The organism is Paenibacillus faecalis (genome assembly GCF_900289175.1).
In the GTDB taxonomy this organism is placed as follows: Bacteria; Bacillota; Bacilli; order Paenibacillales; family Paenibacillaceae; genus Paenibacillus_AQ; species Paenibacillus_AQ faecalis.
In genome coordinates, this window is record NZ_LT985747.1 from 4465741 (window position 1) to 4491209 (window position 25469).

The 25469-nt window shown below is 46.6% G+C and carries 23 protein-coding genes and 2 pseudogenes; 10 read left to right on the plus strand and 15 right to left on the minus strand.

Annotation, left to right across the window (positions count from 1 at the left end):
- Positions 1-135: 135 nt before the first annotated feature.
- The 3 genes from C8268_RS20865 to C8268_RS20875 form a co-directional block, all read right to left on the minus strand.
- A complete protein-coding gene (locus C8268_RS20865) occupies positions 136-807 on the minus strand; it encodes a hypothetical protein (RefSeq protein WP_106769476.1) in 672 nt (223 codons plus the stop codon).
- A 168-nt stretch (positions 808-975) separates the two neighbouring features.
- Positions 976-2523 carry an L-glutamate gamma-semialdehyde dehydrogenase gene (gene pruA, locus C8268_RS20870; protein ID WP_106769477.1) on the minus strand — a complete coding sequence of 516 codons (1548 nt, stop codon included), beginning with the start codon at positions 2521-2523 and terminating at the stop codon, positions 976-978.
- A gap of 41 nt (positions 2524-2564) precedes the next feature.
- Positions 2565-3485 carry a proline dehydrogenase family protein gene (locus C8268_RS20875; RefSeq protein ID WP_106769478.1) on the minus strand — a complete coding sequence of 307 codons (921 nt, stop codon included), beginning with the start codon at positions 3483-3485 and terminating at the stop codon, positions 2565-2567.
- 253 nt (positions 3486-3738) lie between these two features.
- Here C8268_RS20875 and C8268_RS20880 point away from each other — a divergent pair, with 253 nt between their 5' ends.
- The 3 genes from C8268_RS20880 to C8268_RS20895 all read left to right on the plus strand — a co-directional run bounded on the left by C8268_RS20880 (position 3739) and on the right by C8268_RS20895 (position 7261).
- The gene (locus C8268_RS20880; protein ID WP_106769479.1) at positions 3739-5034 is read left to right on the plus strand and encodes a sigma 54-interacting transcriptional regulator; all 1296 of its coding nucleotides are present in this window, start codon (positions 3739-3741) and stop codon (positions 5032-5034) included.
- A 156-nt stretch (positions 5035-5190) separates the two neighbouring features.
- Entirely contained in the window at positions 5191-5709 is a 519-nt protein-coding gene (locus tag C8268_RS20890) for a GNAT family N-acetyltransferase (protein ID WP_106769480.1), read from the plus strand.
- Positions 5710-5962: 253 nt separating this feature from the next.
- Positions 5963-7261 (plus strand): esterase/lipase family protein, encoded by a 1299-nt coding sequence (locus tag C8268_RS20895; RefSeq protein WP_106769481.1) that lies wholly within the window; start codon positions 5963-5965, stop codon positions 7259-7261.
- A 211-nt stretch (positions 7262-7472) separates the two neighbouring features.
- On the opposite strand, the gene C8268_RS20900 is transcribed toward C8268_RS20895, so the two are convergent.
- The 4 genes from C8268_RS20900 to speE all read right to left on the minus strand — a co-directional run bounded on the left by C8268_RS20900 (position 7473) and on the right by speE (position 11198).
- Entirely contained in the window at positions 7473-8369 is an 897-nt protein-coding gene (locus tag C8268_RS20900; protein ID WP_158702700.1) for an IS3 family transposase, read from the minus strand.
- A gap of 38 nt (positions 8370-8407) precedes the next feature.
- Positions 8408-8734, minus strand: a complete 327-nt coding sequence (locus C8268_RS20905) for a helix-turn-helix domain-containing protein (RefSeq protein WP_158702701.1) — start codon at positions 8732-8734, stop codon at positions 8408-8410.
- A gap of 749 nt (positions 8735-9483) precedes the next feature.
- Positions 9484-10353 carry an agmatinase gene (gene speB / locus C8268_RS20910; RefSeq protein WP_106769482.1) on the minus strand — a complete coding sequence of 290 codons (870 nt, stop codon included), beginning with the start codon at positions 10351-10353 and terminating at the stop codon, positions 9484-9486.
- A 17-nt stretch (positions 10354-10370) separates the two neighbouring features.
- Complete coding sequence (gene speE, locus C8268_RS20915) at positions 10371-11198, minus strand: polyamine aminopropyltransferase (protein ID WP_106769483.1); 828 nt, start codon at positions 11196-11198, stop codon at positions 10371-10373.
- A 253-nt stretch (positions 11199-11451) separates the two neighbouring features.
- On the opposite strand from speE, the gene C8268_RS20920 reads away from it, so the two are divergent.
- Both C8268_RS20920 and C8268_RS22805 read left to right on the plus strand, forming a co-directional pair.
- The gene (locus tag C8268_RS20920; protein WP_106769484.1) at positions 11452-13506 is read left to right on the plus strand and encodes a transglycosylase domain-containing protein; all 2055 of its coding nucleotides are present in this window, start codon (positions 11452-11454) and stop codon (positions 13504-13506) included.
- The gene (locus C8268_RS22805) at positions 13470-13619 is read left to right on the plus strand and encodes a hypothetical protein (protein ID WP_158702796.1); all 150 of its coding nucleotides are present in this window, start codon (positions 13470-13472) and stop codon (positions 13617-13619) included. The genes C8268_RS20920 and C8268_RS22805 overlap by 37 nt, the downstream gene beginning before the upstream one ends.
- Positions 13620-13670: 51 nt before the next feature.
- Here C8268_RS22805 and C8268_RS20925 read toward each other — a convergent pair whose 3' ends face one another.
- Positions 13671-14531, minus strand: coding sequence for an aminoglycoside phosphotransferase family protein (locus tag C8268_RS20925; protein WP_106769485.1), 861 nt, complete (start codon positions 14529-14531; stop codon positions 13671-13673).
- Between the two features lie 112 nt (positions 14532-14643).
- On the opposite strand from C8268_RS20925, the pseudogene C8268_RS23265 reads away from it, so the two are divergent.
- Positions 14644-14824: pseudogene (locus C8268_RS23265) on the plus strand (LysR substrate-binding domain-containing protein); the annotation flags it as partial.
- 68 nt (positions 14825-14892) lie between these two features.
- Here C8268_RS23265 and C8268_RS20935 read toward each other — a convergent pair.
- From C8268_RS20935 to C8268_RS20945, 3 genes and pseudogenes are all read right to left on the minus strand, one after another.
- Positions 14893-15045: pseudogene (locus C8268_RS20935) on the minus strand (aminotransferase class III-fold pyridoxal phosphate-dependent enzyme); the annotation flags it as partial.
- Entirely contained in the window at positions 15046-16635 is a 1590-nt protein-coding gene (locus C8268_RS20940; RefSeq protein ID WP_106769486.1) for a zinc ribbon domain-containing protein, read from the minus strand.
- A 95-nt stretch (positions 16636-16730) separates the two neighbouring features.
- Positions 16731-17657 carry a hypothetical protein gene (locus tag C8268_RS20945; RefSeq protein WP_106769487.1) on the minus strand — a complete coding sequence of 309 codons (927 nt, stop codon included), beginning with the start codon at positions 17655-17657 and terminating at the stop codon, positions 16731-16733.
- A gap of 324 nt (positions 17658-17981) precedes the next feature.
- Between C8268_RS20945 and C8268_RS20950 the strand changes: the two genes are divergently transcribed.
- Complete coding sequence (locus tag C8268_RS20950) at positions 17982-18662, plus strand: DNA-3-methyladenine glycosylase (protein WP_106769488.1); 681 nt, start codon at positions 17982-17984, stop codon at positions 18660-18662.
- 136 nt (positions 18663-18798) lie between these two features.
- Here the strand turns inward: C8268_RS20950 and C8268_RS20955 are convergent, their stop codons facing one another.
- From C8268_RS20955 to C8268_RS20965, 3 genes are read right to left on the minus strand one after another with little or no spacing between them, the layout of a single operon-like run.
- A complete protein-coding gene (locus C8268_RS20955; RefSeq protein WP_106770050.1) occupies positions 18799-19797 on the minus strand; it encodes an ABC transporter permease in 999 nt (332 codons plus the stop codon).
- Positions 19757-20749 carry an ABC transporter ATP-binding protein gene (locus C8268_RS20960; protein ID WP_106769489.1) on the minus strand — a complete coding sequence of 331 codons (993 nt, stop codon included), beginning with the start codon at positions 20747-20749 and terminating at the stop codon, positions 19757-19759. Before C8268_RS20960 ends, C8268_RS20955 begins: the two co-directional genes overlap by 41 nt.
- Before the next feature lie 3 nt (positions 20750-20752).
- Positions 20753-21922 (minus strand): COG1470 family protein, encoded by a 1170-nt coding sequence (locus tag C8268_RS20965; RefSeq protein WP_106769490.1) that lies wholly within the window; start codon positions 21920-21922, stop codon positions 20753-20755.
- 295 nt (positions 21923-22217) lie between these two features.
- Here C8268_RS20965 and C8268_RS20970 point away from each other — a divergent pair, with 295 nt between their 5' ends.
- The 3 genes from C8268_RS20970 to C8268_RS20980 are packed head-to-tail and all read left to right on the plus strand — an operon-like array spanning position 22218 to position 24800.
- Positions 22218-22820 (plus strand): RNA polymerase sigma factor, encoded by a 603-nt coding sequence (locus C8268_RS20970; RefSeq protein WP_234032926.1) that lies wholly within the window; start codon positions 22218-22220, stop codon positions 22818-22820.
- Positions 22813-23571 carry an anti-sigma factor gene (locus C8268_RS20975; RefSeq protein WP_106769491.1) on the plus strand — a complete coding sequence of 253 codons (759 nt, stop codon included), beginning with the start codon at positions 22813-22815 and terminating at the stop codon, positions 23569-23571. The genes C8268_RS20970 and C8268_RS20975 overlap by 8 nt, the downstream gene beginning before the upstream one ends.
- A gap of 53 nt (positions 23572-23624) precedes the next feature.
- Positions 23625-24800 carry a copper amine oxidase N-terminal domain-containing protein gene (locus C8268_RS20980; protein WP_106769492.1) on the plus strand — a complete coding sequence of 392 codons (1176 nt, stop codon included), beginning with the start codon at positions 23625-23627 and terminating at the stop codon, positions 24798-24800.
- A 77-nt stretch (positions 24801-24877) separates the two neighbouring features.
- Here C8268_RS20980 and C8268_RS20985 read toward each other — a convergent pair whose 3' ends face one another.
- The gene (locus C8268_RS20985) at positions 24878-25390 is read right to left on the minus strand and encodes a YwhD family protein (protein ID WP_106769493.1); all 513 of its coding nucleotides are present in this window, start codon (positions 25388-25390) and stop codon (positions 24878-24880) included.
- Between the last annotated feature and the right edge of the window lie 79 nt (positions 25391-25469).

Genomic DNA, 25469 nt, shown 5'->3' on the forward strand with positions numbered 1-25469 from the left:
CGGTGTAGACTCCGGAATTAGGGGGCCTAGCCGCTTTTGCAGCTAAGCAGACTCATTACCGCGATTTCTCGAATGTTAGGTGCACTTTTGCAGTTAGACATCTCACACCGCTGTTAACTTGGACAAGTTCTTTATTTACCATTCGAAATGATCGATTGCAGACCGCGTAAGAACATATTGACGCACTCTGGTCCCTTGGCGATTCAGCGGTTTAAACCAACCTACTGCACACAGCGATTGCAAATGGCGCACGGCTGTTCGATGGTTAATGCTTAAATGCGTCTGAACATCTATTGGCCGAAGCGGTCGGGCTAAGCTGAATGCCAATAGAATGATTTCCTTTTGTATTACAGACTCCATTTGCACTGGAGCATGGCGAGGCTGGTAACGGCTCAACAGCATCCGGAGTAAGGTGATGCAAAGCTCAGGGCGCTGATTTACATCGTCATAGGCGAAAGATACAACGCGAAATCCTAGACTTTGCAAAAATATTTCCCGATTCAATTCGTTGCAGTATTTTTTGCGATCCATATCCCTCACATGCGGGCCATATCCTTTAATCTCCCAGATCATCTTCACATGCCCCGGCAGCCAGGCGAAATCGGCAAAATAGGATCGCCCTCTCCAGTCCAACACTTCATATTCGGGATGAAGTTGGTCGAAATTCCCGACAAGCGGCCACCATACGTTGCGTAAAAACAGCGTTTCTCCATGTTGATGCCCCCGCTCAAGCCGACCTTTTCGTTCTCCAGTCCTTTGAGCGAGATGAGCGTCGATCCACCTCGCATGAGTAGCTTCAAATTCCATCTTTCTAGCACCTCTCTTTCAATTGAAAAACAAAAAAAACGCCCCACTCCATCTGCTGATAGAAAGGGACGTTCTTCGTCATAAGATAATTGAATTATAGCCGATTGCTAACGGGCTTTCCATACTGGGTGCGCAGACCATTCTACGCGTTTGCAGGGCTAGAATCCTTTACCACTTCTCGGAAACGAGCTTCGCTTGCGTGAACAGAAGCAAATAGTCGCGTCCGCCTGCCTTGGAATCCGTACCGGACATGTTGAAGCCGCCGAATGGATGGACGCCGACGAGTGCCCCTGTACATTTACGGTTAAAGTACAGGTTGCCGCAATGCATGCGCTGTCTGGCGTTTTCCAGATGCTCGCGGTCATGGCTGAATACTGCACCTGTCAGGCCGTACTCTGTATTGTTGAAGATATCGAGAGCGTGCTCGAAGCTGTCTGCCTTGCATACCGCAAGCACCGGCCCGAAAATTTCTTCGAGCATGATGCGAGCGGTCGGGCTGACATCGGCAAAGACGGTCGGCTGAATAAAGTATCCATTGCCTTCCGCGATATCGCCGCCGGCAACGAGTCGGCCTTCCGATTTACCGATTTCGATATATTCGCGAATCTTTCCGTACGCATTCGTATCGATGACCGGCCCGATGGCAGCGTTCTTGTCAGCCGCACCAACTTGCAGCAGCTTGGTTTTCGCGATAATAAGCTCCAGTACGTCGTCATAGACGTCCTGATGGATAATCGCGCGCGAGCCGGCGCTGCACTTCTGGCCTTGGAATCCGAAGGCCGACTGCACGATCGCGGCCGCGGCTTCTTCCAGATTCGCGCTTTTATCGACGACGATGCCGTCCTTGCCGCCCATTTCTGCGATAAAGCGCTTCATCCATATTTGCCCAGGCTGTGTCTTCGCAATACGCTCGTTAATGCGCAGTCCGACATCGCGCGAGCCTGTGAAGGACACGAACCGGGTGCGTGGATGATCGACGATGTAATCACCGATTTCGCTGCCGGAGCCTGGAATGAAGTTGATCACGCCTGCCGGCAGGCCGACTTCTTCCATCAACTCGACGAACTTGGCTGCGATGACCGGGGATGCGGAGGCTGGCTTCAGCACGACGGTATTACCTGCGACGAGGGCGGCGCACGTCATGCCAGCCATAATGGCGAGCGGGAAGTTCCACGGCGGTATGACCACGCCGACGCCAAGCGGAATATAGGTCAGCCGGTTATCCTCCCCTGGAAGAGGCGTCAACGGCTGTGGACCGCTCAGCCGCAGCATTTCTCGACCGTAGAACTCGAGGAAATCAATCGCCTCGGCCACATCGGCATCCGCTTCGGCCCAGTTCTTGCCGACTTCATACACAAGCCATGCGCAGTAATCGAATTTGCGGCGGCGCATAACGGCTGCGGCTTTGAACAGATAGCCGGCGCGGGTGTCAGGGCTCACATAAGCCCATGTTTTGAATGCGGCATCTGCCGAAGCAATGGCCTGTTCAGCCAGAGCCTCATCTGCCTGAGACATCAGCCCGATCACTTGATCGACGTTGCCGGGATTAATCGATGTGCCTAGCTTCTCTGTCGTGATGCGCTCGCCATTAATAACGAGCGGGTAAGTGCGGCCAAGCTGCTGTCCAACGCGCTCGAGCGATTGCAGCATGGCTTGACGATTGTCCTCTTGCGTAAAGTCAGTAAACGGTTCATTGCGGAATTGTACTAAAGTCATGAAAAAGCCTCCTTCATTCGAATTTAAAAATGGATAATAACTTAGGATTTAAACATAGACTTGACGACAAATCCGACATTCGCCGGGCGTTCAGCCAGCCTGCGCATGAAATAACCGTACCAGTCGTTACCGTATGGAACATAGACGCGCATGGTATAGCCTTCGTCCGCAAGCTGCTGCTGCGCTTGGGTACGGATGCCGTATAGCATTTGGAATTCGAACTGGGATGTAGGGATGTTATGTTCTTTGGCGAATGCCTTGACGTGGTTGATGATGAGATCGTCGTGGGTGGCAACGGCTGCGTAATCGCCGTTTCTGAGATGCTGTTCGATGATGCGGATGAAATTGTTGTCCACGTCTTCCTTTTTCGGAAAAGCGACTTCGGGTGGCTCCTTATATGCTCCCTTTACTAAGCGCAAATTCGGCCGATACCGATGAAGATTGGTGATATCCTCTTCGCTCTTATACAGGTATGCTTGAATGACGATTCCGATCGTGCTGCCGAACTCTTCGCGAAGCTGGCAGAACAGCGCGATGGAGGCTTCGTTGTGCGCGTAATCTTCCATATCGATGCGCACAAAGATATTATGGCGCGAAGCCACTTCTAGAATGGAACGCATGTTGTTCAAGCATAGGTCACGCGAAATGTCCAAGCCGAGCTGCGTCAGCTTGAGTGACAGATTGGCCTTAACCTGACTCTCAGCGATCGCATTTAAGGTGGCGATGCAATATTCGGCTGCTTCCGTCGCCTCTTCCTTGGTGTAGATAAACTCCCCCAAATGGTCGAGTGTCGCTACGATGCCGCGCTCGTTCAACTCTCGAACGACTGTAATCGCTTCCGCAATTTGCTCCCCGGCAACGAATCGCTTAGCTCCGAACCGCAGTCCATATTTTTTTGCGGTCCGGTTGGCTATCCGATTTTTCGACAGAAATAGGAATACATTTCTCATCAGGCTTTCCATGTCCGTGATGCTCCCTTCCGGCGTCTCAAAAGTGTTCAAAAAATATACACATATTCGTTTTTTGATTAATTATAATCATATATAATTGGAATTGTAAACACTTTCTTTTGATGATATGGTAATTATCTTGTTTGAGATCTTGCATTCGCTTTTTCATTGCTTTTACAGAATCGGTTTGCCATAATTTAAGAAAATAAACGATCATGAAAGAAGGATATGTTTCAATTCAACTCTACGAAAATCGGTGGTTCGAATGATTTTACTACAGGAGATACAGGCATTTCTCGAATGTTTGCTGCAAACGACGAACGACGCGGTCACGATCATTGATACGGAGGGGACCGTTCTTTATTGGAATGAGGCAGCAGAGATGACTTACGGAATTAGCGGGAATGATATTATCGGCAGGAAAATAGGAGATTTTTTTCAGCGGGAGTCCATTATGCTGTTTCACGTTATGGAAAGCGGGCGTGCCGTTCGCGAAGTCTATCATGAGCCGCGTCCAGGTATGCATGTGATGATTACGGCGCAGCCGGTGCGGAATAGGGATAACACCCTCATCGGCGCGATCTCCATTGAGCGTGATGTGACACAATATGTGAAGCTGAGCGCTGAGATGTACAGCAGGGTCGGGGAACGGGAGCTGTCTTTGGCTGTGTTCTCACTGAAACCGGAGCAATGGAAGCATTTGGCGACTGTAAGCCGTATGGCGAGCCCGATTCTGTTGCTCGGAGAACCGGGCGTCGGGAAGAAGTCGTTGGCTGAGTGGCTGCACCGATGTGAACGCTGCGAAGGTCATTTCGTATACATTAACTGCAGCGCTGTGCCGGATGGATTGCTTGAGGCGGAATTGTTCGGCTATCACGGAGATGAGGAGCGCCCGGGCAAGCTGGACCTGGCGCAGGATGGAAGCATCTATTTGAAAGATATTCATGCGCTTCCGAAGCGGTTGCAGGAGAAGCTGGCGAATGCTGCCCACGAACGCCGTTACTGCCGTCAGGGCGGAACTGCTTTCATTCCGCTCCAGTGCCGCATTTTTGCCTCCATTCCGGAAGCGGCTATGCAGGAGCCGCATGCAGGGCTGATCGAGGAATTGTATTATACATTCCAGATTCAGCGTCTGCAGCCGCTTCGGGAGAGAAAGCAGGATGTGCCTGAGCTTTGTCGCCAATTCCTGGCGGCTGCATCGCAGAAAGCAGGAATTCCGGCTCCCACGCTTGCTTCCGACGCGCTGGCTGCGCTGACCGCGTTCGAATGGCCCGGCAATTTGCCTCAGCTGCGCAACGCGATGGAATACGCGGTCATTGCAGCGCAAGGTACGGGCAAGATTACGGCGCGGGAGCTTCCCGAATATGCGAGGCTGACGACACTCACTGAATTGACGCAGCCCGAACTGCCGCTCAGCGCTCATTCTGAGGAAATGGAGCGTTCGCTCATTTTTGAGACGCTGCAGCGAACGAAGGGCAACAAAGCGAAGGCGGCACGACAGCTGGGTATTTCCAGAGGGGCATTATATTATAAGATGAAGCAGTACGGACTAGATTCATAATTGACTCAGAATTCGAAGTGGAATGTATCCAACCGTTTGCCGCTTATCAGACGATCCGTGGTCCAATAGACTCGGTCGGATACTATTTCCGCTGCATTCTCTTTTATTTGAAGCATCTCGGTTTAATGTAAAAAAGAAGAACGGAGTAGAGACGATATGAACGCCACGATTACGATCCTACCATTTCGCGAGGAAGTGCAGATTCAGCAGCTTTATGATGCATATGGGAGCAGAGGTATCCAACGGCCGAAAGGCTATTTCGAGAAGTGTTTTCACGAAAATGAATATGAGTCCCGTTTTACCTTCATAGGTTATGTAAACGGACAAGTGGCCGGATGCTCACATTTAAAGATGAAGTCTGATTACCCGCCGTTTCAAGAGCAGGGCATTCCTGAAATCAATGACTTGCACGTGTTCCCGGAATTTCAGCGAATGGGTATTGCAAGCAGGCTGTTTGATGAGTTTGAAGCGATTGCCTCTTCTCGCACCGGGCGTATCGGTGTTGGTGTCGGACTATACCAGGATTATGGTAAAGCCCAGATGATGTACTGCAAGCGAGGATATATGCTTGACGGTAACGGCATCTATTATAACAACGTTCGCGTCGATCCCGGTGCAACGGTGCAAGTGGATGATGATTTGGTCATTTATTTGGTAAAAGATTTGAAAAAATAGATGTTGATCCGTTCTACTTCAGTCTCCCTGAACTTTCGGGAGATTTTTTGTTTTTTTGAAGTAATTTAGCAAGCTCGTGTCGAAGTAATAGATGAGCATAAAGGACGGGGGTGAGTCTATGGTAGGATTGAGCTTAATAAATTAACACATTTTTTCAGATGTAGCTTTAAATTGCAGTAAGCAGTAGCAGCGTGGTTCTGTATTTTCAAGTGTTATTGTAAGCGCTATCAATTGAAAATAGGAGGCGTCTGTTGTGAAAAGAAAATTTTCATTGCTTATTTGTTTATTATGGCTGGTGGCCAGTCTAGGGCCGATTGGAGCGGGGCAGACAGCTTACGCGGATGTAGCGGAGAACAGTGGCTCGGAGGAGGTACAATCATTTCCGGTCCTTATGCAAGGAGAGCGGCAGAACGACCACCCGTTCGTGCTGGTTCACGGATTCAGCGGCTGGGGAAGGGAGGAAATGTTCGGGTATAAGTATTGGGGCGGTTTTGACGACATTGAAAGCTCTTTGCGTCAGGAGGGATATCAAACATATACTGCCTCAGTTGGTCCTATATCCAGCAACTGGGATCGGGCTTGTGAGTTGTATGCGCAAATTAAAGGCGGAGTCGTCGATTATGGAGCTGTCCACTCTCAACAGCATGGTCATGAGCGCTACGGCAAGTCGTATCCCGGGCTTTATCCGCAATGGGGTGAGGTGAACGAGAACAACGGACAGCAAAACCGCATTCACCTCATCGCCCATAGCCAGGGAGGTCAGACGGCACGTGTATTGATCGAGCTGCTGTCGCAGGGAAGCGCTGCTGAACGGGATCAGACACCGGCAAGTGAATTGTCGCCGCTGTTTCAAGGAAACGGCAAAGGGATGGTGCACAGTGTGCTGACAATATCTACACCTCATGACGGCACTTCACTCACTGAGCTTGTAGAGGGAATCATTCCCTATTCGCAGCAAATTCTCGGGTTGGCTGCTGCCGCGACCGGGATTTCGGAGATTGATGTCTATGACTTTAAGTTAGACCATTGGGGATTAAAAAGACAGCCTGGGGAATCATTCAGCAGCTACAAGGAAAGGGTGTATAATAGCCCAATATGGCAAACAAGCAAAGATACTGCGCAGTGGGATTTAAGTCCCGCCGGAGCGCAGGAGCTGAACGGATGGGTGCGGGCGCAGCCGGAGGTATATTATTTCTCGGTAAGCACAGAGCAGACGTATCGCTCTGCCTTAACCGATTATGAGGTCCCTGAGTTGTGGATGAATCCGCTCTTTAGTATGACCAGTCTGTTTCTTGGTTCCTATACGAACGACGAGTTCATAGACAGTCAATGGTGGCAAAATGACGGCGTCGTCAACACGATCTCAATGGACGGCCCCGAACGGGGATCGACCGATTTGATCGTACCCTACGACGGGACACCGAATCGTGGGGAATGGAATGATCTCGGCCTTATGGATTCCTACGACCATGGGGATATTATCGGTCATGGGTCCAGAGATATGCAGGATTGGTACACCGAGGCAGCCCGATTGCTAGCGTCGCTGCCATAGGTTTTGATATAAACTTTGTACAATATAAATGTTAGGCTGGCGGATTTGCATAAAGCATTTCACGATCTGGGTGAACAGCGAAAGTGCATTTAAAGTTACAAATTCAGTCTGAAATTTAGTGTTTAACTGCAAGAGCGGCTAGGCCCCCTAATTCCGGAGTCTACACCGTAAAAATAATGTTTGTCGTATGAACACTCATTTTTTCAAATTCTTACAACGTTCGATGGAACTTGGCCCGATCTTCTTCCTTCTGTTGCATCACCCAACTGCTGAATACTATGGGCGCCTTGCGTTTCAAACTGCCATGCATTCTACGGTTGTTGTAAAAATCCATGTAACGATCAACGGCGGCATACGCATCATCCATGGTCTCAAATGTTTCCTTGGTCAATAGGTCGCGCTCCATCAAACTATGGAACGACTCGATGTAGGCATTCATGTTTGGTGTCTTCGGCGGGATACGCTCATGGAGCATTCCCCAGCTTTCACAAGTATCGCCGAACAGCACACTCACAAACTGAGGACCGTTGTCGGTGCGGATCGCGGGCATCTCCTTCCCCGGTCGCCATCGACTCTCTATCGCCCGTCCTAAAGCCTGACACACATGCTTGGCCTCGCAAACGGCGCCTCTGTAGTAGGCGACAATGACGCGGTCGAACACATCGATCACGCTGAAAACGAAAAAGAAGCGGTCGCGGCCGGCAACATATCCATACTTAATGTCCGCTTGCCACAGCTGATTCGGACCGGTGACGAGTCGGTTTCGAGCCAGTCTCCTCGGGTGCTTGGACGTTGGCTTTCGCTGCTGCTGAAGGATGCCTAACTCCTTGCAGAGACGATATGCTTTCGACTTACCGAGTATCAAGTCATGCTCATTGCGCAAACACTGAGCCAGCAACTTGTAGCCGTAGATGTGCTCTTCGCCTTCCACAAGCTCCAGCAGCCACTCCTTGATCTGCTCGTCACTTACCTTGTGACCTTGCAGCGTAAGGGAGTACCCGGGACAAGGACGTCCTCTTCTGATGGTACCAGCAGCCTCTGCGGGCTGCTTCGAGCGTTTGAGGCGTTCATAGTAAGTGGATTCTGCCAGGCCTAAGATACCCAGCACAAGGACTGCTGCATTTCCCTGCTTAATAAAGTGGTCGGCTATTTCGAATTTTTCGGATAAGCAGGGTTCTTCTTTTTTAGCAATTCACGCAGAATTTCAATTTCAAGTTCCTTTTCGCCAAGCATCTTCACCGCTTTTTCGTACTTCTCTTCCACGACCTGAAGCCGCTTCAGTTCTTGCAACTGATGATCCGCTGGCGGCAGTTCGTGAATATCTACTTGATCCCGATACGTTCGAATCCAGGTACGAATCGTTTCCGGGTGGAGGTTGTACTTTCGGGCGAGTACCCCCACTTTGATCCCGGACATGGCTTCGCGCACCACCTCGAGACGCACTTCCTCGTACAACTTGCTTGACCGTCTCATCCTGTTCATCCCCCCTAGAAATACAATAATATATTGTTGGGGTGGACTCCAATTCAATTAGGGGGCCGTGGAGAAAGTGCAGGTAAAAACAACCTTTTTGGCGGTAAACTCGATTTTTAGATAAACTAAATGTACTTTTGCATTTAACGAGGTGAGAATGCGGAAATATGATGATACTAAATGTATTTTTGCACTAAAGAGAGGAGAAGACGGGAATATGTACTTTTGCACTTAAGAAATACTTTTACTTTAAGGCGGACAGTTTTGACAGACCTGGCTAATTAACGCGGAAGGGATGTTTATACAAACCAAGTTTGCCAAGACATCCACACATAAGCGCGTACGAAGTGTAAGGATTATTTGTACAGCAACCATTTTCCTCGTACACAGTTTCGCATAACCAATGCAACGAAAAGGCCAGCTCTCGCACGAAAGGCTACTCAAGGGCGAACCCGATACCCGAAGGATCGCCCTTGAGAAGTAGCCGAACAAGAACGCTACCTTAGCTCATATCCACCATGCGATTGAGTACCGTGCCATGCGACTCACACCACACGCTTGAGAGCTCATGACCAGCCCCCATTAGGCCGCGATTCCAGCAAGCATAAACTAAGGCTGTTCAAAAGGCCGAATCCATTGAGGTCCTTCAAAAAGTCCTTCGCCAGCTTCAGCCGTACCCATACCTGGTAAAGTTGAGAACTCTCAACGAAAAAAACGCAAGGACGCAAGGAAGGAATGATTAGGCTAAGCTATTTTACAAACCCAAGCAGCATCTCACGGATGAGCTTTGCTGCAACGATCTGGGTCTGCTCGGTCGGATCATAGATCGGCGCCACTTCCACCAGATCACAGCCGACAACATTCACATCGGAATTTGCAATCAGATGTACAGCTTCAAGCAGTTCCTTGGATGTAATGCCACCAGCTTCAGCCGTACCCGTACCTGGTGCCGCCGAAGGGTCCAGGACATCAATATCAATCGTGACGTATACCGGACGACGCCCCATTCCCGGCAAAGCCTCTTTCAATGGCGCTGCCACCTCAAACGGGTAGAAATGAATATTCTTATGTCCATATTGAAATTCTTCACGGGAGCCAGAACGAATACCGAACTGATAAATGTTCTTCCCGCCCATAATTTCAGCCGCTTTGCGGACCGGTGTGGAGTGAGACAATGGCTCACCCTCATATTGCTCACGCAAGTCAGCATGCGCATCAATATGAATAAGCAGCAGGTCAGGATACTTCTCATGCATCTTCTGGATAATCGGCCAAGTGACCAAATGCTCACCGCCGAGACCAAGCGGAAATTTGCCATCGTCCAGCAGCTGGCCTACATAATCCCCGATAATATCCAGGCTGCGCCCTGCGTTACCGAACGGCAGCAATAAATCACCAGCGTCAAAGTAGGTGATATCCTCAATACTTTTGTCCAGATATGGACTGTATTCCTCTAATCCAACGGATGCCTGACGAATCCGGGAAGGACCAAAACGCGATCCAGGTCGGAAGCTGACCGTAAAATCCATCGGCATACCGTAAATAACAGCTTTCGACTTCTCATAATCGTCAGAGCTGCAAATAAATACATTACCGGAATAAGCCTGATCCAGTTTCATATGTGCAAACACTCCCCTTACTTCACCAAATCTTCTACAAACTTAGGAAGCACGAAAGCTGCTTTATGCAGGCGAGGTGAGTAGTACTTCGTATCCATCTCCTGAATAGCCGACTCATCCACTTCGAGCGGATCATGCTTTTTGCTGCCTATCGTAAAAGTCCACAATCCGCTTGGGTATGTTGGAACATTAGCCGCATATACACGTACTATCGGAAAGATCTGCTTCACATCTTTGTTCACCTTCTGAATCAGGTCTGCTTTGAACCAAGGGTTGTCGGTCTGTGCAACAAAGATACCATCTTCCTTCAGTGCCTCATAGATGCCTTGATAAAAACCGTGCTCAAACAAAGGAGCAGCCGGGCCCACAGGCTCTGTAGAGTCAACCATGATCACATCGTATTCATTCTTGCTATTCAAAATGTGCATATATCCATCGTTAACAATCACTTCTACCTTCGGATCGTCAAGCTTGCCGGCAATCTCCGGTAGATATTTCTTGGAGTATTCAATCACTTTCCCGTCGATTTCAACAAGTACAGCCTTTTCCACTTCCGGATGTTTAATCACTTCACGAATGACACCTCCGTCTCCACCGCCCACTACGAGCACTTTCTTCGGATTCGGATGCGTGTTCAGTGCGGGGTGAGCGACCATCTCATGATAGACGAATTCGTCCTTAATCGTAGTCATAACCATGCCGTCCAGGACGAGCATACGCCCAAATTCTTCGGTATCGATCATATCCAGCTGTTGAAAATCCGTCTTCTCATGCACAAACGTTTCCCGAATTTTCGCTGTAATGCCGAAAGCCGGCGTTTGTTTCTCTGTAAACCATAATTCCATCGTCTCTACCTTCTTTCCGCTAGAATATATGTTTAGCCATCCAGATCCAAGCCGTAAAACAAACCGGGAAAAACCGTGAGTTTCACATCTTTTTCTATTGTACCAAACAAATGTATTATATTAAATCAAGCTCAAATTGCAATCAAATTATCCGGCACTCTTGTTCCAACTGCAAAAAAGCATTCTCACGCTATGAATATCCTTTCTTACAGAACCCCATAATGTATAGCAAAAGGACGAGAGGAGTGCTTCTATGGCGGGACAGCATCATAAACCATACAAACGCAAAAAAATGCTCTATCGGCTCGCCATGTCTCTATTCGGACTTCTAGGAGTCTTTCTTATCATTGGCGGTATTTTGTTGGCGTATTTATATATTACCCCGCTGCCGATGGCGGAAACTCAGCGCTATTCCCGGCTGATGGACAACCGTGGCAATGTGATAGCTACCTTCTCCTCTAATGGTCACACTTCGGAACAGATTCAGCTGGAAGATATCTCGCCGCTCCTTATCAACGCCACGCTGGCTATAGAGGATCGAAAATTTTACGACCATCCAGGGTTTGACCTTAGAGGCATGGCCCGGGCACTGCTCGTTAATCTGAAACATATGGATAGCAAGCAAGGAGCAAGCACACTTACCCAACAGCTCGCCCGCAATCTGTATCTGTCCCATGAAAAAACACTGGTTAGAAAACTGAAAGAAGCCAAATTCGCGATCCAGCTTGAGATGAAATATGATAAAGATGAAATTCTTGAGATGTACCTAAACGAAATTTATTATGGACATGGAGCCTACGGAATAGAGTCTGCCGCACAGCTGTATTTTGATAAGTCGGCAAAAGACCTGACCCTCGCTGAAAGTGCCATGCTGGCTGGAATTCCTAAGGGTCCAACCTACTATTCACCGTATAACCATATGAACAATGCGGTTCAGCGACAAAAAATCGTGCTTCATGCCATGGTGGAAACCGGGTTTATTACACGCTCAGAAGCCGACAAGGCCGCCTCCGAAAAGATCGCCCTGCAGCCGAAAGATCGGCAGCAGAATAAGGGAATCGCATCTTTTTTCCGTGATTATGTGCGCGGAATTCTTATCAATGAGTTCAATATTACAGAGCAACAGCTTGAACAAGGCGGGCTGGATATCTATACGACTGTTGATCCTCAAGCCCAAAAAGCAGCAGAAGAAATCGTGGAAAAAGAAATGGACAGCAAAAGCGAGCTGGAAACAGCGCTCGTATCCATAGATCCGCGCAACGGGCACATCAAAGCCATGGTTGGAGGAAAGGACTATCGCAAAAACCAGTACAATCATGCCCTTGCCAAGACACGGCAGCCAGGCTCTGCGTTTAAACCGATCATGTATTTAACAGCGCTCGACTCCGGCCAATTGACGGGGATATCCACGTTTAACAGTCAGCCGACTCTCTTTCATTACGATAACAACCGAAAAACGTACAAGCCCAGCAATTTTGGAGACAAATATTTCGGTGAAATCAACATGCGCCAGGCGATTGCTGCTTCCGATAATATCTATGCGGTCAATACGATCTTGCAGATCGGAGCTGAAGAAGTGGTGAAGATGGCCGAAAAAATGGGCATCACAAGTCCTCTCGAGCCGGTACCGTCACTCGCGCTTGGGACTTCACCCATCAGTCCGCTGGAGATGGCATCCGCCTTTGCGGTCCTTGCAAACAACGGGCAGCGTATTCCTCCCATCGCCGTGCTTCGTATTACAGATGCGATCGGAAGAACGGTTTATAACGCGCCAGAGACTAAAGGCGAGCAAGTCGTAGATCCTGCCGCAGCTTACGTTCTGACCCGCATGATGGAAGACGTTTTCGAGACGGGAGGTACTGGCAGAAGAGTATCTTCACTCATGAAGCGTCCGGTTGCCGGCAAAACCGGAACAACCGACACCGATGCATGGCTTGTTGGCTACACGCCAGAACTATCCACCGCAGTATGGGTAGGATATGACAAAGGAAGGAAGATCAGTTCAAGTGAATCAAGACGGGCGGCCCCTATTTTCGCACAATTCACGGAAAAGGCGCTGGAAAATGTCCCTCCTAAAATTTTCCCCATCCCGGACAACGTCATTAGCGTTTATATTGACCCGGAGACGGGAAGACGGGCTGATGCGGACTGTCCCGAAAAATCACTTGAAGTCTTCATTAAGGGCACAGAGCCTGAACAATATTGTGACGATCATGGCGGTAAGCCAAAAAAGGTGAAGCCTGAGGAAGCTGTGAAACAAGAGGAACGTTCATGGTGGTCGGACTTCAAGCGCTGGTGGCTGGAATAAAAAAAGACATCTGTAAAAACATAAAAGCCCTGCCGGAACTGAAAAATCCGCCGCAGGGCATGTCTTTATTCCAAGCTGATGAGCTGCTGTACTTGATCGAATGCTTTTTTTGAATAAGAGTCTTTCGTTCTCGCGCGCAATTTCTCAATTCAATTTTGTCCAAATTAAATGAATAGATTTTCATGTAAGTATTTATTTGCATGCAATATGCGTTGAACATTACCAATCGTATTCTTGTTCTTTGGTAGATTTGCGAACCGATTAAGTAACACCCAACGCAAGCAAGCGATGCCTTCAAATAATTCTATTTCATTATCTGAATACTTCCCCTTCGATAAAAAGGCAGCTCTATATAAAGAACCGTATCTTTGCCCGACATAAATTTGAATTAATACGGTGGACCAAGCAATATCATATCTCGGGTCTCCAAGCTGAGCATTGGTCCAATCAATAATCGTCAATTTATTGCGATCCGATTCCAGAATATTGCCTAAATTATAGTCACCATGAATGATACAATCTGGTCTATATTCAGCGCTCCCAACGAGTTGATATAAGAGGCTTTTAATGTCTTCGTGCTCCTCAATTCTTGGATAGAAATAGGCAATAAAATCACGCTTTTGAACGGTTATTTCATCAATAGCATGTAATGGAATTTTATGAATGCTTGTTAATATCCTAGCAAGTTCATTGAGTTTATCTTTATTAATCTTCGTAATAGGGGAACCATCAAAGCTCATCAACAAAACCTGATGATTGTGTTTATCCACTCCCCAGCCTGCAGGCTTTGAAACTTCAATTCCTCGATTATAAAAGATTTCTAACAATTTATACTGATACCGAATATCTGGTTTTGAATCTTTGTTCCATATTTTTAAAACGAAACTACGATCATGAACACTTATTTTGTACACGTCAGCTTCAAGCCCAGAAGGCAATGCAGTAATGTGAAGGTCACTTGCTTTAAGCAATTCAACGATCTCATTGGATTCCATCCAAGTTATGTTACTTAATAAGTTTTCCATGATTTTTCCTGCCTCCCATGAAATCTTAATCTTCTCGCTTCTCATGAGGTCTGTATATGATTCTTTTGTAGTCCCCATCCTGGGTATCCATATCTCCCAAGAAGATTACGGCTTCAATGTGTTTTATGAGCTCTCTCAAGGCACACGCCGCGATTAATGAGATACAAGGTTTAAAAAGAGGCAACTTAAAAATTGGCGTTCTTTTGACTGTTGTCAATTACTTGCTCCCACCAACAGTTATCGAATTTCACCGTACCTATCCAAATGTCACGTTGTCTGTTATCGGTCTGCGGATAATTTGGCTGTATCATAATCCACTACCTCATGTTCCGTAAAAAAAGGAGAAAGCAGCGAGCCGACCCTGTTTACCGCCGTATACGGCAACTGGAAGTCCGCCGCCAATCACTTTGCCAAGGCATGTGAGATCCGGCTCAATTCCGTACAGCCCCTATGCTCCATGATAGCCTACACGGAATCCTATCATCATTTCGTCGAATATGAGCAAGCTTCCGTACTAAAAGGAAACGGGTTTGTCTTCCTTATATTCCTTGAGGTTATCTGTTTGGAACCCCCAGGTGTCATGGATGAAATCCACTTTCCATAAACCCTCATCCTCATCATATAACAAACCAGTTTCACTATAAGCTTCCTGCATGAAAAGAGAGGGTGATTCGCCTTCAACATAAGTTGCTGCCTCAATCAACGGCTTGGTGACCAGTGTCAAATACCATTTTCCATTCCGATGATCCAGATCAAAAGAGCCCATATCTATGACCATACCAACATAGTTGGACTTATAGGCGTAACCGCTTCCTTTGAATTGATAAATGAAATCCTGAAGCATATTCTTATATTTATCGGTTGAAACTGTAAGTTTGCCGATATCCCCCGAACCAAATGCATCCAGGTTCTCCTTTGCATGCTTTATGACCGTATCCTTTATCATTCGCTGAAAGCTCTCCTGCACCGTAAAGTCGAAATGAATATAATCATTGTCAATAGGAACTTCAGCGCTTTTCAGGGTCCCCCACGGAAAGTCAGCCTCGGCGGCAATGGTCATGGTCCCATCCATCGTAACCGGTCCAAACTCCGAATTCTGAAAAGGATTTACTTCAACTTTCTTACCGTTAATATACAATTGACCGTTTAAATCCGGCCGCTCTGAAAAACGAGTATCCCACCGAACCACCTGACCGTTCAGCTTCAAATACATGCTGTATGAATCATTCGGATCAAGCAGTTCTACCCCTGTGCTTTCTTTCAGATCGATTAACTCATTCTTGAATCTGGCCTCCAACTCGTATAAACCAGGGATGTAAGGACCAAGTTTGGTTTCATAGTTTGGTATGTTAGCCACCGCCGCCTGCTGTCCGTTCACATACAACACTGTACCTGCATAATTTGTCTTTACATTGAGGTATACGGGATCGACCGTAAGTATGTAATGATTATAAAAAAGATACTTCCCATCCTTCTCCATGTTAACGATGCCACTTAGGTCATCACCTCTGAAACCATCTGTTGTTGAAGCAGCAACCGAGGAGTTTGATTCTGCTGCCGCTGCCTGTTCCTTCAGCACAGAGATAACCTGTTCCTTTTGACCGGGATTCTGCTCCATATAATTCATAAACCCGATGATCGACTGCTCATTAATAACTAAATTTTTGTTGCTAAAAGACAATAGCTGGGCAACGGCTTTATGATCGCTCGACTCCAGTGCTTTTTCAAACCGGCTGATCAACCGTTCCGGGGATGTAAAATACGCTCCAGCTATATACCCAACAACTAGAGCTGCCAGCAAAAATACAATCGATAAAATCAAAACTCTCTGTCTCTGACCCATCCGTACTGGCATAACGGCCATTCCCTCTTCCCGGATTAATCCAGAAGATGCTTTAGCGGGGGCAGAAACCGCACTTTCTTTCTCAGCCGCAGCCAAAGAAAATCTTCCATGTGTAAGGACATCTACTTCATGTTTTAATCCAGAGCCATTGTCTGTGCCGCCGAACGAATTCGATGCGATTTCGGTTTTGGCAGCATTCTTTTTCGAACTTCTGCCCTCCGGGAAGTTGCCAGACTGATTTTCTACATGAGTCAGGCTCACCGTGGTCCCGCACTCCCTACAGAATAGCGCTTGATCCGTTAATGAAGAACCGCATTCCTTACAAAAACTCATATCATAGATTTCCTCTCATTATTTTAGAAACCAAAATAATTACCAGGCCTCATCAATGAACTTATCGTATCCCCTAAAATAAAAAACGTAATAAATATAGCCAAATAAACGAGCAAAATAGCATACATCGTATCCATCGCACCGTTAACTTCCCGCTTGTAGCTGAGCGTAATCAACACCGGAATTGAAAACATCGAGCCGATCATCGCGATAGTCAGAAGCAGACCCCCCATTCCGATTCCGATAACCAACAAGAAGAAAGCAGCTAAAAAAATAACGATAAACGGTACAAGCAGTGTACCGAAACGAGCTATAATTTCCTTTAAACTTACCTTTGGATTCGTGGACAACTTTACCGCCCCGAATGTGTAAACAGCGATTAAAAACATAAACAGGGCTATCCAGAACACCGGCTTGAGTACAATGTCCACAAATGGACTGCTCATCAAGCTTTTTCCAGGAAAAGAGAAGTAAATCATGAGCGGAAGCAAAATCGAGAATATAGCCAACGATATAATTCCGTTTAATAACTGTTCACTGCCTGTTTTCTGTGCGACAGCAAGCGGACTCTTTAAACTGTTCACAAAATATTTAAAATAAATCTTTGAATTTTTCTTGGCACTTTCCAAATACGGTTTAATCTGCGAAGGTTCATTTCCCGCTGTTCCAGGTGTGGAATGCTCGTGTGGCGTGGAACGGTCTTGCGGCATGGAAGCCTTGGGAGCCGTGTACATATTGTTCATGGGAACCTGGTACCGAACCGTCTCTGTTTCCTCTAAAGGCCCTTTTGTTATGTTCGATGTTGGCATCTTGTCCTCTGACTGATTTGACTCTGGATAAACCTCCGGCTGATCCGGCTTCCTCTCCACCACCTCGGATGCAAGCCTTGTCCCACATTTTTCACAAAATGAAGCGTCCGTGTTCTTGTGACCACAGATTTTACAGTTCATGATCTTACCTCCCTATTCAATTACACCATAGTTCATTCGTAGAAAGCATGAAGCGAGTACAGCACATTTCGGTTAAGCAATCAGTTGTTTAGAAAATCCAATATATGAACATGCTATATCCGCCCTAAGTCTACATTGCCCTTACATCTTCGTATATGAGGTCTAGCACTATATCAGGTACTAGTATAGATGGAGTGTTATGCGAATGGAAGTAATTTCTTGTCGACAACTAGGCGCGTTCAAAGAAGTATACTTGATTTGCTGTGTACTATATATAAGAATCTTATATAAGATTAATCATTTACAAGGAAAGGTATTTTTCTGATGAATTCAAATAAAAAAGATAACATATATCATGACGTCCGACCTCTGCCGCCCTCGATTTACAAGGTCACCGCGCTTGAAGCCGCACCAAAACTTCTCGGTCAGACGCTGGTACGACGCACGGAAGACGGCGACATCCGGTGTAAAATCGTTGAAACAGAAAGCTACGGAGGTATAGAAGATAAAGGGTCACACGCATATGGGGCCAGACGTACAGCCCGAACGGAGACGATGTTTCAAGAAGGCGGTGCATGTTACATCTATTTGATTTACGGCATGTATCACTGTCTTAATGTGGTCACGGGAGACAAAGATGATCCGCAAGCCGTCCTTATTCGGGCTGTGGAACCTTTAACGCCTCGGGACGCGGAACTCATGCGGATATATCGCGGGAAGCTTCCTGCCGGGAAACCTGCCAATCTTAGCAATGGGCCCGGTAAGCTATGCCGTGCTCTGTCCATCGACAAAAGCTTAAACGGCTGCCTGTTAAATCAAATGGATGGCCCTTTATATCTTGAGGCTGGCGCAGATATCACCGATCTTTCTATCGTTCAGGCATCTCGTATTAACATCCCTTATGCTGAAGAGTATGCATTTGTACCGTGGCGCTTTTACATCCAAGGCAATCCGTATGTTTCGGTGGTTAACAAGCAGGCTGCTCCTTTCACCATACCTAGATAGCCTGAGTCTGTTTATACGTTTAAATATAGAAATAAAAAGGGATGCCTCAAAAAGACATCCCTTTTTGTCTGATGAAAGACGCTCAAGTTACGAATCAAATCCTCCGATTACTAACAATCTTCTTCCCCTTCTAGACTTATGCGCGCGAGCGAATTTCCTGCTTCATAAATAAAGCATATGAAAGCCCGAAGCAAATAACCGTTTGTGCAATCAGCGCCGTCAGCTGCGGCCAAACAAGCAGTATACTCTGACCGAGCGGCAGCGGACTGTCCGGAATCGCTCCAACAAGCTGCTGCATCGTTAGCGGTCCGAGCGCACGGATATTCGGCATAAGCAAGGTCATCGTCGCTTCGCTAAACAGCTGTGCCGGCGATAATCGGGATATGAACTGAAGTGAACTTTGATAGCTTAGAATTTGATCAACCCCTGCTGTTTGAGGCGGTGCGATCATTCCGGCGATCAAATTAAGAATCAGCCCGAAAAACACCGAAAAGAACAGCCACGTTGCGATAGACAATAGCGCTGATGTTGCGGCCTGACGAAACCAGATCGAGAAAAGAATGGAGAGATTTAGCCAAAATCCGACGTAAACTACCGTCATAAACAAGTACAGAATAACCCTCAAAAATTCTTCAGCTGTTGGTGGATAACCAATCGTAAACATGCCAAAGCCCATCACAAGAAACCCAAGTGCAAAAAATATAATGGCAATCATGATCAGGGCGGCAACAAACTTGGAATTGATAAAATAGTCGCGATGAATCGGTTGAGACATCACCCGGCTTAAAGTTCCTTTGTTACGTTCCGAGTTCACGGCATCAAAACCAAGCGCAATACCGATCAGCGGACCCAGGAAGCTGACAAAAGTAACGAACGAAGGAAGTGTCCCGTCCGATGCGGTAAAAATTTTAAGAAATAAAAAGGATGTCTCCGCTTCCTCTGATCCAGCAGTGCCGCTCAGTGCCGTAACGGCCGTATAGATCGAGCCGATACAAGTCAACGCAATCAAAGCCAGTAATATAATATATCGCCAGCTTCGGATGTGATCGGTCATTTCCTTTTGCACCATTATCCAGAATGGATGAGGAACGGAATCACGTTCGGTTCGTCGCTTCAGCTTTAGCTTGTGCAGCATTTGATTCACCGGATTCGCCTCCTTCAAAATAACGGTGATAGATTTCATCCAGCCCGTACTCTTTAGTGCTAATATGTGTCAGCACGGCACCGGATTGTATGATCATGCCGGCGATAACACCAGCCAGATTGCCCTGGCAATCGATCTCAAGCTGGTCTTCTTTCGTTTGCTTGACGTTCAATACTCCATCCAGATCCCATAACGACTCGAATAAAGATGGAGAGATCGGGTCGGCTTTAACATGAATGCGTACCGGTTCACCGGCAAATAATTTTGCCGATAAGCTTGGCACATCACCTTCTGCCAGCAATTGTCCCTTAACAAATAGACCGACACGGTCACAAATTTGCTGTACCTGATGCAGATGATGTGAGCACAGTACAATGGTAATCCCTTCATCATCCCTTAACCTTTGTATAAGTTGAAGTAAATCGCGTACCCCTACAGGATCAATCCCCAGTGTAGGCTCATCCAGAATGATAACTTCAGGCTCTTTAATAAGCACATCAGCAAGGCCCAGACGCTGCCGCATCCCGCGTGAGAACGTACCTACCTTTTTCGAAATCGCATCGGTTAATCCGACGCGGTCAATGAGTTTCTCGGCACGCTCCTTGGCATCCTTCAGCGGTATACGATTCAACCTTGCGGTATAAATCAAATTCTCCAGAGGTGTACGATCCTCATAAAAGCCAACATCGTCAGGCATATAGCCGACTCGCCGCTTTACCTCCAGCGGTTGTCTTGTTGAATTGTATCCGCAGACACGAACAGACCCTGAAGTAGGTTCAGCCAGGCCGAGCATCATCAAAATGGTTGTCGATTTCCCTGCTCCGTTCGGCCCCAGAAGTCCGTATATTTCGCCCGCCTGAATCGATAAATTCAGTTGATTGACAGCTGTCAACTCACCATATTTTTTGGTCAGACCTGTTAGTTCAATAATCGATTGTCCCACCGTTTACCTCCTCCCGTAGGTACGGAAAAGATAGTAGACTCCACCCGCAACGGCCAAAATGATCAATACTCCGAGCCACCCCCACAGCATGGAAGTCTTTACGGCAACCCGGAATTGAGCATCTGCGGTTTTCTCTGCCGTCTGCGCTGACATATTTACTACATAGTCCCCTGCGATTGCTTTCTCATCAGCTTTGATGGTAGCCTGTACATTTGCCGTTTTACCAGGCTCCAAACTGTCTATCGTTTGGGGCTCAAACGTCACTTCCCAGTCAGTTGGTGCGGTTGAGCTCAAGTTAATATCATTTAATGGGCTAGTACCGGTGTTTTTGACAACCAGATCCAGCTTTTTGGATGAACCGGAAGTTACGGACGTACTTAACAGCTCATTTGGCGTAGTCAGCTCCATCGCATACGTCCCTGTAATCACCACTTCAAACTCAGTTTCAGCCGAAGTGGAATTGGTTGTTGCTTCAATCGGAATTTTATATGAACCTGCTTTGATCTGTTTAGGTGGAACAGCTGAAATGGTGATTTCCTCAGAAGCATTCGGCTCTACATTCACGGAAGCTACATCCGTGCCTCCAACCGAAAACTTAACATCCCAACCTGCAGGAGCCTTGGCTCTTAATGCATAAAGCTGTTTCTCAGCGGTGCGATTCCGAAGGGTAGCACTGAAGTCAAAGGTTGTCTCAGCATGACCCTGAATGCTAGGCTGCTCTGATCTAAGCTCTGTTTTATACGTTCCCTGTTCGGAAACCTGAACTTTCAGATTAAGCACGCTGCCCAGATTGGTGTTCACTTTGATAGCATATTCTCCCTTATCTACTTCAAGAGGAACATCCAATTGGAGATTTATATTTTGCGACTCATTAGGTTTGACAGCGATTCTTTGAATTTTATGCCCGTTGGAGGTTAACTCATAATTCCATTTACTTTTTCCCGTATCCACGCTTAACGCTACATCCTGAATCTGACCGGTGTTATTAATAACATCGATGGAATAATTAATAGATTCTCCAGGCGGCGCAATGAGGCTTGTATAAGGCGTATATAAAGACACCCCACTTGCAGCGCTCACCTGATTGCTCATTCCTGGGATCGCCCCCAAAATCCCGATCGCCAGCATAAAGCTGAGCAGTAATGCAACTCTTTTCTTACTTGCTCGTAACATATAATAATGACCCTCCTTAAAATGTTATACAATAAAGTTACGAACGAGAGGGCCACTTTGGATTTATCGTATTAGATAAAAATTTGCTTAAAACAACCTTAAAATAACATTAAATCGATTGAGACCCGATGGATTTATATTCACATCACCAAAAATATTTGGTACATATTTAAGTAGAGACATTTCGTTATTCCTCTTGAAGGGTAACAGGGTTTCTGCGAGAAATAGAGGCCAAGTATGCTGACCTTATCATTTTGGTATTTAAATATAGATCTTCGATGGGAGGGAAGAATTTGTGTCCAAATCAGATAACGAAATATTATGCCTGTTAGAAGAGATGAAGAATGGCTCCATTACAGCTTTCGATCGATTCTATATCAGGTATGCACCTTTTGTACTGCAAATCGCCCTTCGAACGATGAAAGACCAGATGGAAGCAGAGGATGTTTGTCACGATGTTTTTTTAGAAATATTGAGAAAAGCGGATCAGTACAATCCATCCCGAGGAAGTCTGGAAGCATGGCTGGCTGTAATGACACGTAGCCGCTGTATGGATCGACTGCGAAAGAAACAAAGAACAACTGCAGATGAGCTTTCAGAATCCGTTGAATCCGCAATCAGCTACAGGTCAAGCGGTGCGCTGGTTGAAGAATCCGTATTAGCGAATCTGCAAAACGAAGCGATTCGTGAAGCGTTGCAGCTCATTCCTAAAAAACAGAGCGAAGTCGTGACTGAAGTCTACTTTGGCTCCAGAACTCATCGGGAAGTATCCGCCGAACGGCAAATACCATTAGGTACCGTTAAATCGCTCGTTCGTTACGGCCTGAATAATTTGCACAAACAGTTGACCAGTTTAGGGTGGATAGATAAGAAAAAGAAGGTGATACGACATGACTAACACAAATTGTGGCTGGAACGAAGAAGAGCTTATCGATTTCGTATTGGACAAACTTGACGATTCCAAATCCGAGCAATTAGCCCTTCATCTCCAAAGTTGTCATTCGTGCAGCAATGAAATACAGATATGGCGACAAACACTGGCTCCGAATGATGCCGGTCATCAGCTCGATTCCGAACTTCAGCCAAATGACACATCTCTGATGCCCTCAAGTCGTATAAGAATAAAGCTTTTAGCTCATGCACTTTTTCATAAATTGAAGATCCTCGGACGGCGTCCAATCTTTTCTGTTTCGATTGCCGCTTGTTTGGCATTATTCCTACTTATCAATATGTTGGATTCCAAAGGCTCGGTTATGACCGCTTCACAGCCGGATTGGGTGGAGGATGTAACCCATATCGAAGGCAGTTCACTTATATCCGATCCGCAAACCGTCGCTTACCGTATCGATCAGCATACGCAATTAAACGTAGATGGTTTTGTATGGATTAAAGGTAATTCCGATGAATTACTATTCCTGCTCAATGGAATTAGACCATCACTGAATCATGATTATCAAGTATGGGCCATAACGAATGACAAACGCTCAAATATCGGCCTGCTCAAGTATAACCGTGATAAAGCGTATCTCTATGTCAATGGGGAGATCCCCCAGGAAATCGAGCATATTGCTGTAAGTATCGAACCTAAAGGCGGCAGCGTGTTACCTACCACCCCAGATACCGTTCATGTGAACATTCGGAATGAATAAACTTGAAACTTTTTCCAATCGTTGAGCGTCTAAATCTGAGGAGGTGGTATTTTATGAAAAAAATAAAACCATACAAAATAGCTGGCGCAGTGACGCTGGCCCTGACCATTGGTTTCACACCCTTATCCGGTTTTGTTCCAGGATGGCAGCAGACGGCGTCCGCCAAAGCTTCCCAACAAGAACCCTCTACATTCTGGGAACTGGAATTACAAAATGCCCCGTTTAAAAAGAACGGCGTTGTGTTTGTTCCAATCAAGGAAATGACGGAATATTTGGATCTTATCGTTACATTCACGCCGAACAAGAAATATCTATATGTTAGCAGTCCGCGAGAGTCAATCCGCATCAAGCCTGGACAGTCAACTGCAATCAACTCTAAAGGAACCGTCCTATCGCTTGGAGCTGCCCCAGTTGTAAAACGCGGCGTCACTTATGTGCCTGTTTCACTGCTGAACAAGGGTTTTGGTATCCCGATCAAATGGAAGGGGAAATCCACGGTTTCGCTTCAAGGAAGCAAGGAATATGCTTCTGGAGCTGCCGGAGGCAAGATTTTCTGGTTAAACACTAAGGACGGAACGCTGCTGACGGGCCATGCCGGTAGTGTCCCAAGAAAGGCTGGGAAGGTTTCGATCCAAAATGTTGACCGGCTTCATATTACACCTCGTAAAATTAATCCTTCCAGCTATGTAGTGGATATTAACAATGTTCACGGGGAACCGCATATTCATGAGTCCCGTACGCGCGTCCTCATCCATCAGGGTAAAATCGTGAAACAGGGTACCACCAATTACTCTAATTTTAGCGGTCGCAGTGTAAATCCGGACATCAACGGCTACAAAGGAAACGTAGCGATCATGAATGGCAGTGTCCTGCAGCTTGTTCATCCTACCGGGAAAGTTGTCAAAACATATGATCTGGCCAAAATTACCGGTGTAGAAGATGATTTCTCGGTGGAGGCGATCGAACCGGAATTTCTGCTAGTTCGTCCTTATAAAGACGCAACGCTCTTTATTGTTCATCCTACAGCGAAAAAATCCATTCAGATCTACAAAAAACTTCCGTTAGATGATGAAGCAAAAAAGTTAATTGAAGAGTATCCTTATACTGAAGCCGGCTATGTTGGCGATGGACTCACATATACCGGATATAAAAATCAGATGTTAACCTTCAAATGGAGTCACCCATTCGTGGACAAAGGGAAGACGTTTACGTACAAGCTTCCTTTTTAACAAAAAAACGATTCTATCATTCCCCAAAAAAGAGCCCGATGCGAAAAACTCCGCATCGGGCCTTTAAATATTTATGATTACGATTCTATATCGAGCGCCTTCTTGATTTCATCGGAAGAGGCATTCCACCATTCTTCATTTTTGGAGATTAACAAATCCTTCAGCGCTTGCTTCTCCACATTACCTAATCCATCAAGAATAACTTTCCCTTTCATTGCCAAGTCCATCTTATTTACATGGTCCGCGAGAATTTTCCACCCCCGCCGTGCTTCCTTATCGATCAGCATCTCGCACGCCGTCATACCAACATAACGCTGTCCCTCGGCCGTGCGATCCACACACACCCATACAATCCACACTTGGCGACCGTTTGGTACATCTTCCCGGTTCGTAGAAAATCGGATGCCGCGCTCTACCTTGCTCTTCGCGTGCATCGCACCGATCTCGATTCTCGCCTCCCCGCCATCAATGATGACCGGAGAAATACTGTTCAGATCAATGGAACCTGCGCCGAACCCTTTATGCTTGCTCTTGCTGTTTATAATGTTAAGGGCAATCGGCTTCTTGCTCTTCTTCTCCTGATTCTCCATTACGGTAAACCTCCTATATAAGGACGGAAAAAAGCCCCGCCTAGTTCATTCTTCTTACAACTGACCTCAATAATTTCAT

Bases quoted from the DNA above. Each gene is read 5' to 3' on its own strand.
- C8268_RS20955 (WP_106770050.1), bottom strand. From the start codon at position 19,797: ATGCTGCACAAGCTAAAGCTGAAGCGACGAACCGAACGTGATTCCGTT.
- C8268_RS20950 (WP_106769488.1), top strand. From the start codon at position 17,982: ATGAATTCAAATAAAAAAGATAACATATATCATGACGTCCGACCTCTG.
- C8268_RS20985 (WP_106769493.1), bottom strand. From the start codon at position 25,390: ATGGAGAATCAGGAGAAGAAGAGCAAGAAGCCGATTGCCCTTAACATT.
- C8268_RS20975 (WP_106769491.1), top strand. From the start codon at position 22,813: ATGACTAACACAAATTGTGGCTGGAACGAAGAAGAGCTTATCGATTTC.
- C8268_RS20865 (WP_106769476.1), bottom strand. From the start codon at position 807: ATGGAATTTGAAGCTACTCATGCGAGGTGGATCGACGCTCATCTCGCT.
- C8268_RS20925 (WP_106769485.1), bottom strand. From the start codon at position 14,531: ATGGAAAACTTATTAAGTAACATAACTTGGATGGAATCCAATGAGATC.
- speB (WP_106769482.1), bottom strand. From the start codon at position 10,353: ATGAAACTGGATCAGGCTTATTCCGGTAATGTATTTATTTGCAGCTCT.
- C8268_RS20980 (WP_106769492.1), top strand. From the start codon at position 23,625: ATGAAAAAAATAAAACCATACAAAATAGCTGGCGCAGTGACGCTGGCC.
- C8268_RS20905 (WP_158702701.1), bottom strand. From the start codon at position 8,734: ATGAGACGGTCAAGCAAGTTGTACGAGGAAGTGCGTCTCGAGGTGGTG.
- C8268_RS20920 (WP_106769484.1), top strand. From the start codon at position 11,452: ATGGCGGGACAGCATCATAAACCATACAAACGCAAAAAAATGCTCTAT.
- C8268_RS20880 (WP_106769479.1), top strand. From the start codon at position 3,739: ATGATTTTACTACAGGAGATACAGGCATTTCTCGAATGTTTGCTGCAA.
- C8268_RS20945 (WP_106769487.1), bottom strand. From the start codon at position 17,657: ATGAACTGTAAAATCTGTGGTCACAAGAACACGGACGCTTCATTTTGT.
- speE (WP_106769483.1), bottom strand. From the start codon at position 11,198: ATGGAATTATGGTTTACAGAGAAACAAACGCCGGCTTTCGGCATTACA.
- C8268_RS20965 (WP_106769490.1), bottom strand. From the start codon at position 21,922: ATGTTACGAGCAAGTAAGAAAAGAGTTGCATTACTGCTCAGCTTTATG.
- C8268_RS20890 (WP_106769480.1), top strand. From the start codon at position 5,191: ATGAACGCCACGATTACGATCCTACCATTTCGCGAGGAAGTGCAGATT.
- pruA (WP_106769477.1), bottom strand. From the start codon at position 2,523: ATGACTTTAGTACAATTCCGCAATGAACCGTTTACTGACTTTACGCAA.
- C8268_RS20875 (WP_106769478.1), bottom strand. From the start codon at position 3,485: ATGGAAAGCCTGATGAGAAATGTATTCCTATTTCTGTCGAAAAATCGG.
- C8268_RS22805 (WP_158702796.1), top strand. From the start codon at position 13,470: ATGGTGGTCGGACTTCAAGCGCTGGTGGCTGGAATAAAAAAAGACATC.